Origin of the sequence: Serratia liquefaciens ATCC 27592 (assembly GCF_000422085.1) — a bacterium.
Taxonomy (GTDB): Bacteria; Pseudomonadota; Gammaproteobacteria; order Enterobacterales; family Enterobacteriaceae; genus Serratia; species Serratia liquefaciens.
Genome location: NC_021741.1, coordinates 4,754,383 through 4,767,762 on the forward strand (window position 1 = coordinate 4,754,383; position 13,380 = coordinate 4,767,762).

A 13,380-nucleotide genomic window follows, 5' to 3' on the forward strand; every position below is an offset into this window, starting at 1 on the left:
GCTCTCCTACGAAATTTCGTATTTCCCACTGGTCGGATTGTCAGAATTATCCCCATCCTCTATTATCCCCGCACAAAATAAAAATTCAGATTTTTCCCAGAGCTGCCGATAACCGCCTATAACGACGAGAGCGGAAAAGTCCAATTAATTTACTTTTTTAATTACCTCATTATGAGTAATTGAAGGGTAATTATTAAAAATATAAACAAGCAGCCTAATTATTATTTAGAAAAATAAAACCCACCTTCTTATTTTCCACTGGCGAATAAGAACCCCGCAATGTGATTGTCGCTCGCGATTCCGGGCCGGCCGTTGGCCGTCCGTTTATTGACCTCATGGATTGAGTAGGCCGCCCCAGCGGCTTCTCATAATGGATTACAATGATCAGAAAAACCGCCGCCCTGGCGCTGATGTTTAGCACCGCACTCCCCGCCGCCACCCTGCCGGAAATGGGGGGGTTCTCACCGATGAGCGAATCGCGTCGCGCTTTGCAAGACGGTACGCGTGAAGTGAATCAACAAATAGAGCAGCGGCGCTATCAGCAGCTTAAACAGCAGCAGTTGCTGGAAGACCCCGAACCCGCTGCACCGGCACTGCCACTTTCGGCTCAATGCCTGCCGATCGGCGGCGTGTATCTGCAGGGGATAACGCTGCTGTCGGCGAAAGATTTGGCAACGCTGAGTGCACTGCCAGAGCGCTGCATTAGCAGCAACGACATCAATCGCCTGACGCGTGAATTGACCCGCTTATACCTGGATAAAGGTTATATCACCGCACGCGTGCAATTTATTCGCCCCAATGCCGAGGGTGAATTAGGCCTGCGTGTCACAGAAGGATTTATCGAAAAAATAGAGGGGGGCGATCGTTGGGTTAACAGCCAATTATTATTCCCTGGATTGGAAGGTCAGCCATTAAAATTAACCCAGCTCGATCAGGGATTAGATCAGGCCAATCGTTTGCAATCGAATAAAACCCGATTGGATATATTACCGGGCAGCAAAGTTGGTGGATCTATTATTCGGTTGCATAATCAACACACTAAACCCTGGTTGCTGTCCACTACGCTGGATAATTACGGTCAGAAAAATACCGGCCAGTGGCTGGCGCGGAGCACGGCAACGCTGGACAGCCCTTTCGGCCTGTCGGACTTCGCCAGCCTGAACGTTGCCGGCACGCTGGACAACCCGGCGCAACGCTATAATCGCGCCTATACCCTGCTCTATTCCCTGCCCTACGGCGCTTTCACCTTCAGCGGCTTTGCCAGCTACTCGCAATACCTGAACCACCAGCAGTTGGTGTTCAACAGCTACAAACTGCACGGCCAGACCCAACAGTACGGTCTGCGCGGCGACTATGTGTTTTATCGCGATCGCGACCAGATTAACACCCTGAGCGGCCAGCTGACCCATAAGCGCATCACTAACTATTTCGAAACCGTACGTATTGGCCTCGGCAGCCCAACGCTCAGCTTGTTTGAGCTGGGCGTTAACCACCTGCAGATCCTGCCTACCGGGCTGATCAGCGCCAACCTCAGCGTAGAGCAAGGGTTGCCCTGGTTTGGCGCCGACCGTCAAGGGGGAGCCGGGCTGCCCGATCCCCAATTCACCAAGGGCAAGCTGTTCGCCAATCTCAACCAACGCGTCCAGCTTGCCGGTGCCACTTACCAGTTGAGCAACTTGCTGTACGGGCAATACAGCCGCGATCGCCTGCCCGGTGTGGAATGGCTCAGCTTGACGGACCGCAGCGCGATCCGTGGTTTCAGCCGCAGCACGCTGTCCGGTGATAACGGCTGGTATCTGCAAAACACCCTTTCCCGCAGCTTCACCTTGGGCCAGAGCAGCCTCACTCCACGTATCGGCGGCGACGTCGGCCGGGTGCTGCCTCGCGATAACCGACCTTCCGGTTGGCAAAGCAGCGCGGGGTTAAGCGCCGGTGTCACCCTGCGTTACCAACGCGCCATGTTCGACGTTGAAGCCAGCCGCGGTTGGCTACTATCCAGCCACTCAATGCCCGACGATCCGATACAGGTACTGGCACGCTTTTCGTACACCTTTTAGTTTGCGTTTTTTTGCACTACCACAGCGATATATGGAGATACATGGATGAAAAATAATAACTTCAGGCTCTCGGGAGCGGGCAAGTTAGCCGCTTCACTGGCGATCATTCTCGCCTCCCTCGGCAGCGCGTACGCCGGCGAGATCGTAGCGGCCAACGGCGCTAACGGGCCCGGTGTTTCAACTGCCGGTAACGGCGCACAGGTGGTCAATATCGTGACGCCTAACGACCACGGGCTGTCACATAACCAGTATCAGGATTTCAACGTCAACCAACCCGGCGCGGTGCTGAATAACTCGCTCGATGCCGGGCGGTCTCAGTTGGCCGGCCAACTGGCTGCCAACCCGAACCTGAACAACCAGGCGGCCAGCGTGATCCTCAATGAAGTGATCAGCCGCAACCCGTCGCTGTTGCACGGACAGCAAGAAATCTTCGGCATGGCGGCCGACTACGTGCTGGCTAACCCGAACGGCATCAGTTGCGACGGCTGCGGCTTTATCAATACCAGCCGCTCGTCGCTGGTGGTGGGTAACCCCCTGGTGGAAAACGGCATGCTGCAGGGCTACAGCACGTTGGGCAATCGCAACACCCTGAGCCTTGATGGCCGGCTGAACGCCAGTGGCGTGCTGGATTTGATCGCGCCGAGAATCAACAGCCGCGGCGAGGTCATCGTCGCACCGCTGTACGATAAAAAAAGCGATAAAATGATCTCGGCGATCAACGCCATCAGCGGCAACAACCGCGTATCGCGCGATGCACAGGTGCTCAGCAGCGAACAACCTGAGCTCACAGTCTGGGACCAGTTATTAGGCACCACGGACAGCTACTATCTTGGCAGCATGCAGGCAGGGCGCATTAATATCATCCATACCGTCACCGGCAGCGGCGTAAAGCTGGCGGGCAAGCTGGATGGCAGCGACGAAATCCGGGTGAAAGCTTACAACATCCGCACCGACAGCCAGGTCAACGACAGCAGCAGCAACCGCAATAGCGGCGAGAATTACCAAAACTACCGCGGCGGGATCTACATCAACGACCGCAGCACCGGTCAGCAACTGGCCCGCACCGAACTGAAAGGCAAGAATATCAGCCTGGTGGCCGATAACAGCAACCACCTGACCGCCACCGACGTTCGTGGCGAAGAGATCACGCTGCAAGGCGCCAGCCTGACGCTCGACGGTCGGCAACTGAAGCAGACTCAGGGCCATACCGATGAGCGGTGGTTCTACAGTTGGAAATACAACGTCACCCGTGAGAATGAGCAGCTTCAACAGGCCACCAGCAACATTGAGGCCACGAAAAATGTCACGCTGACCGCCACCGAGCAGGATGTGACGCTGCGCGGCGCCAAGGTTTCTGCGGGCAATGCATTGAGCATCGACGCCAAGCGCGACGTGCAGCTCAGCGGATTGATCGAGCGAGAAAAAACCAGCGAACGCGGTAATCAACGCAACCATACCCCCAGCCTGCGTACCGGCAGTTGGAGCAACAGCAATGAAACCGAAAGCCTGAAGTCCAGCAGCGTCTTCTCCGGCGGTGATTTGGCGATAAAAGCCGGTAATCGCGTCGTAGGCCAGGGTACCAAAGTGTACGCGTCAGGTGACCTCAAGGTGGATGCCAACGACCAAATCAATATCGGCGTACAAAAAACCGCCAATGAGAAAACCGTTCGCGACAATAAAACCTCATGGGGCGGTATCGGCGGCGGCAACAACCAGGACAACAGCAACCGTCGCGAAGTCAGCAACGCTTCTCAGGTGACGGCCGACGGCACCCTGTGGCTGAACGGCAAACAGGGCGTGACCATTACCGGCAGCACCGTGAAGGGCGCCAAAGGCGGTTTTGTCGCTGCCACCGACGGCGGTCTGCGGATCGATAACGCCCTCAGCACCACGGTTGACAAGGTGGATGCCCGTACCGGCACCGTCTTCAATATCACCAGCAGCTCGCAAAAGTCCAATAACAGCCACCAACAGTCCACCGCCAGCGAATTGGTTTCCGATACCAACCTGCAGTTGGTCAGCAAAAAGGATACCGACATAGTGGGCAGCAAGGTGACCAGCACCGGTAAGCTGGAAGTCAATGCCGGCGGTAATATCAATGTCAGCAGCGGAGAACAGCAGCAGCACATTGATGAGCAAAAAACTGCCCTTGCCATCAACGGCTATGCCAACGAGAAAAGCGACAAGCAATACCGTGCCGGTTTACGTATTGAGCATACCAGTGACAGCGAGAAAACCACCCGCAGCGAACAACAGTCATCAACGCTGAGCGGCGGCAGCGTCGCGCTGAAAGCAGACAAGGACGTGACCTTCAGCGGATCCAAACTGGTGACCACCCAAGGTGACGCCAGCATCAGCGGCGACAACGTGGCCTTCCTGGCAGCCGACAACAAGACCACCAGCGATACCGAAAAAACCAAAATCGGCGGCGGAGTCTACTACACCGGCGGCATAGATAAAGTTGGCTCCGGCATTGAAGGCGGTTACGAGAACAGCAAGACGCACTCACAAAGCAGCAAGGCGGTGACTTCCGGCAGCGATATCGCGGGCAATCTGACGATTAATGCCAAAGACAAACTGACCCAGCAAGGTGCGCAGCACCAAGTTGGCGGCAAATATCAGGGGAATGCCAACAGCGTTGATCACCTGGCCGCCGTCAACAGCGAAAGCAGCAACACCACTAAAACCGACGTCGGCGTAGACATCGGTGCCAACGTCGATTACAGCGCCGTCACCCGCCCGGTAGAGCGTGCGGTAGGGAAAGTCGCCAAGCTGGACGCCAACGGCGTGATTAACGAGATCGGCGGCATCGGCGCACCGAATATCGGGCTGGATATTGGCGCCAATGGCGGCAGCAGCGAAAAGAGCAATAGCAGCTCCCAAGCCGTAGTCAGCAAGATTACCGCCGGATCCATCGACGTAAAAGCCAGCGGGAAATTGCAGGATACTGGAACACAGTATCAGGCGACTCAAGGGAGCGTAGCGCTGACAGCCGATAGCCACCACAGTGAAGCGGCGAAAAACAGCCAGCAGGAAAGCAGCAGCGAAACCCGCGGCGGCGCCAGCGTGCGCGTTTATACCACCACTGGCAGCGATCTGACCATCGATGCCAAAGGCGAAGGCGGCAATAAGCACAGCGAAAGCACCGGCAGCCAGGCCGTGACCGGTAGCATCACCGCCGCCAATGGTATCGACATCAAGGTCAAGCAAGACGCGGTGTATCAGGGTACTTCGTTGGAGGCCGGCGACGGCAAGGCGAAGGTAAAAGCGGAAGACGGCAACATCCGTTTCGACCAGGCCACCGATAGCAGCCATGAAAGCCACAACGGCTTCAATGTCAAAGTGTCGGCCAAAGGCGGTACCACACCGGAAACCAAAAGCTTCGGCCTTGGGCTGGGTGGCGGCTACAGCAACGGGAAGAGTGACGGCAGCAGCGCGCAAGTCAGCAACATCGGCGGCAAACAGGGCGTAGAACTGGATGCCGGCCGTGGGCTGACGCTGCAAGGCAGTAATGTCACCAGCCAGGGCGACGTTTCGCTGAAAGCGGGAGACAAGGTCGCGCTACAGGCAGCCCAATCGCAGCAGACCCGCAAGGACGATACGCTCTCCGGCAATATCGATATCGGCGGCAACAGCACCGATAACGACAAAAAGAGCGCGGGCGGCCTTTCTCTCGGCGGCGCGTTTGACATTGCCAAGGTAGATGAGACCTCGACGACCCAGCAAGGTGGCAAAATCACCAGCGGCGGCGCAGTGACCATTACCGCCAAAGGCAACGACGCGCATGCCCTGCATCTGCAGGGAACCGAGGTCAAGGGCAGCAGCGTTGGCCTGAACGCCGAGAACGGCGGCGTGGTGCTGGAGTCGGTACAAAACCAGGAGCAGAAAAACAACTGGAACCTGGGGCTGAAGGCTAACGCCAAAGGCGGCCAATCCTTCAATAAGGACGCCAACGGTAAGGTGGATACCACCAGCGGCAGCGACACCCATACCCTGGGCGCCGGTGTGAAAGTCGGTGTCGATAATCTGCAAAAAACCACTCAGGGCAACAGCCTGATTAGCGCAGGAGAAGTCACGATCAACAGTGGTAAAGACACCCAGTTGGCCGGCGCCCGAATCGATGCCGACAGCGTGCAAGGCAACATCGGTGGCGATCTGCGCGTAGAAAGTCGCAAAGACAGCGAAAGCAGCGTGAAGGTCGATGTGGATGTCGGTCTGAGCCACACCAACGACCCGGCCAGCAGCATAACCAGCAAACTGTCGAAAGTGGGTACCCCGCACTACGCGGGTAAGGTGAAGGAGAAGCTGGAGGGCGGCATCAACAAGGTCGCTGACGCCACCACCGACAAGTACAACAGCGTAGCTCGTCGCCTCGATCCGAAGCAGGACACCACCGGCGCGGTCAGCTTCAGCAAGGCCGAAGGTAAGGTCACCCTGCCGGAAACGCTTGCCAGCGAAAAAGAAAAGGGGCCACTGTGGGATCGCGGCGCTCGCTTCCTGGGCAACAAATCCAAAGAGAGCCTGACCGGTCCTGCCGGGCTGCAAGGTCAGTTCAAGGTCAAGGCCGACGTAGTCAATAACGATGCAGTAGGCGTGCAGTCGGCCATCAATGGGAAAAATGACGTTGCGCTCAACGTTCAGGGCACCACTCGTCTCACTGGCGGCGAGATCCGCAGCCAGCAAGGTGAAGTGACGCTGGGTAACGGTAAACTGGAACAGCAGGACGTGGCCGGCAACCGCTATCAGGGTGGTGGTCATCTTGATGCCGCTGCCTCGGCAGGCGCACTGCTGGGCATCGCCGGTAAAAGCGTGGTGAACCTGGAGACACCGGTCGGCGGTTATATCAATAACCAGGCCGCCGATGCCAAAGCGGGGGTCTTTTCGGGTAAATAATTGAGGTACTGCCCCCGGCCACGCCGGGGGCATGACTTACAGCGTGCTGGGCGTATCCTCCCACTCACGCTCATCATCCTTTTCATCTTGATCCAGCACGTTATATGCCACCGCACAGAACAGTGAGTTCAGGCGTTTCATATCCCCCAACAGCCCCAGGTGCAGAGAGCTGGTTTCAATACTTTGAACGTTCTGCTGATGCAAGCGATCAACGTGCGCATGGGCGTAACGACGATCCAAAATCCGGAACCGATGCTTGGAGCGCCGCAGCCGTTTGGCGCTGGTAAGGTCACCGGACAAGAACACCGACAGTCCCAGACGCAAATTGCCTATCAGCCGCTCATGCAACGCATCCAGTTCGGCCAGCCCTTCGGTGGAGAATGCTCGCCGCGCCGCGTGTGATTTCGCCCCCACGTCCCCGGCCATGCGCTCGATAATGTCACCCGCCTGTTCCAGATTCAGCGCCATCTCGATGATTTCCGCCCAGCGCCGAGAGTCTTCCTCACCTAAATCCTCTTTCTGGATCTGCGCCAGATACAGCTTGATGGCGGTATAAAGCACGTCGACGTCATCATCCAGCCGGCGAACCTCTTTATCCTGCCCCTGCTTACCGTGCAGCACTTCGCGCTGCAGAATCATCATGTGCTCCACCACGTCGCCCATACGTAGGGTTTCACGTGCCGCGTTGGCCAATGCCAGCGTCGGGGTATCCAGTGCACTGGCATCAAGGTGCCGCGGTCGCAATCGGGGATCGTCCGCCGCCACGTCGGCAATCAGCGTTTCACACAGGCGCGCCATCGGCCCGGCCAACGGGATCAGCACCAGGCAACGGATCAGGTTGTAGAACACGTGGAAGTAGATAACCAACTCTTCGTTGCCGCCAGGCAACCGAGTCATCACGTCCGCCAGATAAGAGACAAACGGCAGCACCAGCACACAACCCATCAGCTTGAACAACAGGCTGCCGAGCGCCACCCGACGACCGGCGGCATTCTGGCCGCTGGTGTTGATCATCGCCAACAGACCGCTGCCAAGATTGGCACCGATCACCAGGCACAGCGCCACCTTCAGCGAGATCACCCCGGAGGCCGTCAGAGTGGCAGTCAACAGTACGGCCGCCAGGCTGGAATAGCTGACAATGGCAAACAGCGCACCGGTCAGGGCATCCAGCATCACATCACCGGTCAGTGACGAGAACAACACTTTCACACCCGCCGCCTGGGTGATTGGCGTCGCGGCGGCAACAATCAGCTCCAGCGCCAGTACGATCAGCCCGAGGCCGATACACACGCGCCCCATTTGCCCTACACGGGTTTGCTTGCGGCTGAGAAACAGAAAGACGCCGACCAGGATCAGCAGCGGTGACAGCCAGGAGAGGTCAAAGGTCAGTATTCGCGCCATCAGCGCGGTACCGACATCGGCGCCGAGCATGATCACCAGTGCGGGCGTCAGTCCCACCAGCCCTTGCGCGACGAAAGAGGTCACCAGCAACGCCGTGGCGTTACTGCTTTGCACCAGCGCGGTCACGCCGATACCAGAGACGAACGCCAGCGGTTTTTTCTCTACGCTGTCGCTCAATACCCGGCGCAAATTAGCGCCGTAAACCCGCATAATTCCGGTGCGCACGATGTGGGTACCCCACACCAAAAGGGCAACGGAAGAAAGCAGGTGAAGAAGGGTCAACACGGAAGGAACGCTCCCTTCACGCCCGGCAAGACACAGCAGGCTATCCTGCCTGCCAGGCGTGCATAAAGGCAGGACAGCGGCAACAGGCTGCAGACCGCTATTGGAGGGTTAACGCAACGGCAGGAATTACCCTGGAGTTATCATTGAATGCCGCAGCGATGTCATGCAACTTCCCGTAATGTAACAGTTTCTAAGTGTAGTCCAATTTCACTGCCGTCGGGCCGCAAATCTTCGACCGAACGGTTGAGCACGTCGACCAGCAGCTCCACACCGCGGGCCAGTACCCGATAGCGCACCACGTTGCCCAACAGGCTGTGGTTAAGGATCACCGCGGCAATCCCCTGCCCGGTAGGCACCAGGGTAATGGACTCTGGTCGAACAGCTACCTTACCGTGGTAAGGGCTGCCGGTCAAAGTCGTCGCCTGTTCCGCACTCAACAGGTTGTAGTTGCCGATGAACCCGGCTGCGAAGACGTCGGCCGGCTGGGTATACAGAGTTTCCGCGTCACCGCTTTGTACGATTTGTCCTTTGTTCATCAAGACGATGCGGTCCGACAGCGTCAGCGCTTCTTCCTGATCGTGGGTAACGAAGATGGCCGTCAGGTTCAGTTCACGCTGGATCCGACGGATCTGTTCGCGCAGGTGCTTACGGATACGCGCGTCCAGTGCCGAAAGGGGCTCGTCGAGCAACAGCAGCCGCGGACGGGTCACCAGCGAACGTGCCAGCGCCACCCGTTGGCACTGTCCACCGGACAGCTGATGCGGATAGCGCTTCGCCAGCTCAGTCAGCTCCACCAACGCCAGCACCTCTTGCACCCGCTGCTGGATCTGACCGGCCGCCAGCTTTTGCATTTTCAGCCCGAACGCGACGTTGCCCTCAACGGTCATGTTCGGGAATAACGCATAGCTCTGGAACACCATGCCGATACCGCGCTTTTGCGGGGGGAGCGGTACCAGATCCTGGCCCTGCAGCAGGATCTGTCCGCTGTCGACCGGGGTAAGCCCCGCCAGACAGCGCAGCAACGTCGATTTACCGCAGCCGCTTGGCCCGAGCAGCGTGACAAACTCGCCCTCCTCGGCGGTGAAGTCGATATTCTGAAACACCTGGGTCTGGCCATAGTGTTTATTGAGGCGGGTGACATTGAGGTAAGCCATGCGGTTAGCCCTTATTTTTATTCAGCAAATTCGCCAACCAGGTGACAATCAGCACCACGGCGAAATAAGAAATGACCAGTGCGCTGGTGAAATGGCCGCTGCCGTTACGCATGTTGTAGAGGTAAACCTGCAGCGTTTCGTATTGGCTGCCCACCAACAGGTTGGCGAAGACGAATTCGCCAATCAGGAAAGAGAACGACAGCAGTACCGCAATCATCCCGCCCTTACGCAGGTTCGGCAGCACCACCAGCAGCGCCGCCTGCCAGGTACTGGCGCCCAGCAGATGTGCGGCGTCCATCAGATCGCGCAGGTTGATCGCCTGCATGTTGTTGCTGATGGCACGGTAAATAAACGGCAGCGTAATGGAAAAATAGCAGCCGATCAGGATCCACGGCGTGCCCAGCAGCGGCAGCGGATCGGCGGCGAACAGCTGCATCAACCCGACCGCCGACACTACCGGCGGCACGGCAAATGGCAGCAGGATCAGCACGTTCATTACCGCATCCAGTTTGGGAAAATAGTAAGCAATCACAAACATCGTTGGCAAAATCACCACCACCGCCAGCACCAGGGTGCCAAAGCAGATCAGCAGCGAGTGCCACAGCGCCAGCAGGAAGCGGGGATCGCTCCATAAGGCCACCAACCATTTCAGGGTAAAGCCGTCCGGCAGAATAGTCGCGCCCCACTGGGTGGCCAGCGCATAAATCAGCGTCGCCGCCAGCGGCAACAGCAGGATCAGCAACAACAGCCCACTTACTACGCGGTGATAACCGGTTTCAAAGCGCGACATGGCCGCCCTCCGCAACATTATGAGCGCGCATTGAGGTAGCTCCTGCGCAACAGCCATTGATGGATCAGAGTAATAAACGCCATCATCACCACCAGCAGCATAGCCAGCGCGCTGGCCAGGTTAGGGTCGAGGGAGATATCCCCCGCGACCAGCGCCGATATGCGGATCGGTATCACGTTGAAATTGCCGGTGGTCAACGCATACACCGTGGCATAAGCCCCCAGTGCGTTGGCCAGCAGGATGACAAAGGTGCCCATCAACGCCGGCGCCAGCACCGGCAAGCCAATATGCCGCCAGTAGCGCCACGGACTGGCGCCAAGCAGCGATGCCGATTCGCGCCAGTCCTCGCGCAGCGCGTCAAACGCCGGGTACAGCAGCAGCACGCCCAGCGGGATCTGGAAGTAGGTATAAAGTACGATCAGTCCGGTTTTGGAATACAGGTTGAAGCTTTCCATCAGGCCATATTTGCGCAGCAGCAGCGTCAGGCAGCCGTTCAATCCCAGCAGAATGACAAAGGCAAACGCCAAGGGGACCCCGGCGAAATTGCTGGTCATGTTGGTAAACGACATCACAAAATCATGAAACCGCGTCTGACCGAGTCTGCGCAGTGAGTAACTGCCCACTAACGCAATCAGCAGCCCATAAACGCTCGACCAAAGAGAGATCTCCAGCGAGAACTGAAACGCCTGCAAATAGAATGGCGAGGTCAGTACGTCAACATAGTTGCCCAGCCCCCAGCCGCTGGTCTGGCTGAAAAAGCTGCTGACGGCAATCCACACCAGCGGCGCAATTTGAAACGCGCCGAACAGCAGGATAAACGGCAGCAGGCACAGCGCGGCAATCCACTTAGCTTTCATGGCTCACCCTTAGGCCAACAGCGCACGGCAACGCGGCTTGTCGTGCGGTATCTGCAGCACTTCGCACAGGGTGCCACACAGGTCGGTTTGCTGCGGATTAGCGTCGCTCTGGCTGAAGGCGTCACCGAAGACAAACAGCGGCACCTGTCGCTCTTCCGGCAACACGCCGCCGTGGCTGCGATCGTCATTCATGCCGTGATCGGCGGTAACCATGACCTGATAACCCGCATTCAGCCAGTCGGCCAAATAGCGCGACAGTACGCCGTCGGCGTTGCGCGCCGCATTGCGGTACTGCGGCGATGACAGGCCAAAGCGGTGCCCGGTGTCGTCAATGTTCATCGGGTGGATCAGTAAGAAATCGGGTTGATGACGGCGGCGCAAGCTTTCCGCATCGTCAAACAGGTGAGAATCCGGGTAACGGTCGTCGTAATAAAAATGGCCGTGCTGGATCGGCAGCTCGGCATCGTCGGTATGGCGATCGCGCGCGGGGTCGAACGGGGTACGATTGTACAGCTCACTGAACCAATGATAGGCCGCTGCCGCGGTAGTCAAGCCCGCGGCACGAGCGTAGTGAAACACGCTTTGCTGATGCGAGAGGCGTGACACCTGGTTATGCACCACGCCACTCTCCACCGGCGGCACACCGGTGAGGATGCATTCGTACAGCGGTCTGGAGAGCGAAGGCAACTCGCTCTCCAACTGATACAACCGTCCGCGCCCTGCCGCACATTCGGCCTGCAGATAGCCCATGGCGTCGTGTGCCACCTGATAATTCAGACCGTCCAGCAGCACGAGGATAGTTTTCATGATGGTTTAACTCACTGCTGCATAAACATAATGACGTTTTCCTGCCACTGGCGCGGCAGCGTTTTGGCACTTTGCTCCCAGGCCGCCGGATCGGCGATCGGGTGAGCATTCTTATACTGTTCAGCCGGCAGCAGCTTGGCTTTGACATCGTCTGGCAACGTCAGGTGTTCCGCTCGGATTGGACGCGCATAGCCGCGCGCCAGGTTGATTTGGCCTGCGTCTGAGAAAATGTATTCGCGTGCCAGCTTGGCGGCATTCGGGTGTTTGGCGTATTTGTTGATAATGGTGGTGTAACCGGAAGTGATAGATCCGTCAGAGGGGATCAGCACTTCAAAGCGGGTTTTGTCGATCTGATCGCGGTAGTTCAAACCGTTAAAGTCCCAAACCACCCCCACCTGCACTTCGCCCTTTTCCAGCGAGGCGATCACCGGGTTGCTCAGGCTCAGGCGCCCGGCCTTGGCCAGCTTGCCGAAGAATTCCAGGCCCGGTTTCAGGTTCTTTTCGTTCCCGCCCATCGCGTAGGTTGCCGCCAGCACGCCACTGGCCGCCTGCGAAGCGGTGCCGACGTCACCAATAGTGACCTGATAAGTGCCCTTCAACAGATCCGCCCAGCTGTGGGGGATCTCTTTCACCTGTTTTTTATTGATAATGAAGGCGATGGTGCCGGTATAGGCCAGTGCCCAGTGGCCGTCCTTGTCTTTGGCCCAGTCAGGTACCTGTTCCCAGGTGGAAGGTTTATACGGCTGGGTCACCCCTTTTTGTACCGCGATAGGGCCGAATGCCGCGCCCACGTCACCAATATCCGCCGTAGCATTGCTCTTTTCCGCATCAAACTTGGCAATTTCCTGCGCCGAACTCATGTCGGTATCGACATGCTTCAGGCCGTACTTGCTCAGCAGATCCTGCCAGGTATCTTTCCAGTTAGCCCAGCTGTCCGGCATGCCGACGCTGTTGACTTCCCCTTCCTTCTTGGCAGCCTGTTCCAGCGCCGCCAGATCGGAATCGGCTGCCCAGCTCATTTGACTGGTCAGGACAATGGCACTGGTTAACACAGAAGCGCACAAACGTTTCATAACTGATGCTCCGGGTGGTAGTGTGGGAGTGGCTGGACTAGTCCAGCAAGAACCAAGCCAATC

Annotated in this window: 8 protein-coding genes; 2 read left to right on the forward strand and 6 right to left on the reverse strand. The window is 57.7% G+C overall.

Translation table 11 applies throughout. From position 1 onward, the window contains the following. The first annotated feature begins 380 nt into the window (after positions 1 to 380). Entirely contained in the window at positions 381 to 2,057 is a 1,677-nt protein-coding gene (locus M495_RS22130) for a ShlB/FhaC/HecB family hemolysin secretion/activation protein (RefSeq protein ID WP_020837189.1), read from the forward strand. A gap of 45 nt (positions 2,058 to 2,102) precedes the next feature. Beyond that, on the forward strand, positions 2,103 to 6,950 hold the full coding sequence (locus M495_RS22135; RefSeq protein WP_020837190.1) for a hemagglutinin repeat-containing protein: 4,848 nt from the start codon (positions 2,103 to 2,105) through the stop codon (positions 6,948 to 6,950). A 36-nt stretch (positions 6,951 to 6,986) separates the two neighbouring features. On the opposite strand, the gene M495_RS22140 is transcribed toward M495_RS22135, so the two are convergent. From M495_RS22140 to M495_RS22165, 6 genes are all read right to left on the reverse strand, one after another. After that, complete coding sequence (locus M495_RS22140; RefSeq protein ID WP_041415041.1) at positions 6,987 to 8,636, reverse strand: Na/Pi cotransporter family protein; 1,650 nt, start codon at positions 8,634 to 8,636, stop codon at positions 6,987 to 6,989. A 161-nt stretch (positions 8,637 to 8,797) separates the two neighbouring features. Then, positions 8,798 to 9,790 (reverse strand): ABC transporter ATP-binding protein, encoded by a 993-nt coding sequence (locus M495_RS22145; RefSeq protein WP_020837192.1) that lies wholly within the window; start codon positions 9,788 to 9,790, stop codon positions 8,798 to 8,800. 4 nt (positions 9,791 to 9,794) lie between these two features. Continuing rightward, positions 9,795 to 10,580 carry an ABC transporter permease gene (locus M495_RS22150; RefSeq protein ID WP_020837193.1) on the reverse strand — a complete coding sequence of 262 codons (786 nt, stop codon included), beginning with the start codon at positions 10,578 to 10,580 and terminating at the stop codon, positions 9,795 to 9,797. Positions 10,581 to 10,597: 17 nt separating this feature from the next. Beyond that, positions 10,598 to 11,437 carry an ABC transporter permease gene (locus M495_RS22155; protein ID WP_020837194.1) on the reverse strand — a complete coding sequence of 280 codons (840 nt, stop codon included), beginning with the start codon at positions 11,435 to 11,437 and terminating at the stop codon, positions 10,598 to 10,600. Positions 11,438 to 11,446: 9 nt separating this feature from the next. After that, positions 11,447 to 12,244, reverse strand: a complete 798-nt coding sequence (locus M495_RS22160; protein ID WP_020837195.1) for an alkaline phosphatase family protein — start codon at positions 12,242 to 12,244, stop codon at positions 11,447 to 11,449. A gap of 11 nt (positions 12,245 to 12,255) precedes the next feature. After that, complete coding sequence (locus M495_RS22165; protein ID WP_020837196.1) at positions 12,256 to 13,317, reverse strand: ABC transporter substrate-binding protein; 1,062 nt, start codon at positions 13,315 to 13,317, stop codon at positions 12,256 to 12,258. Positions 13,318 to 13,380 lie beyond the last annotated feature (63 nt).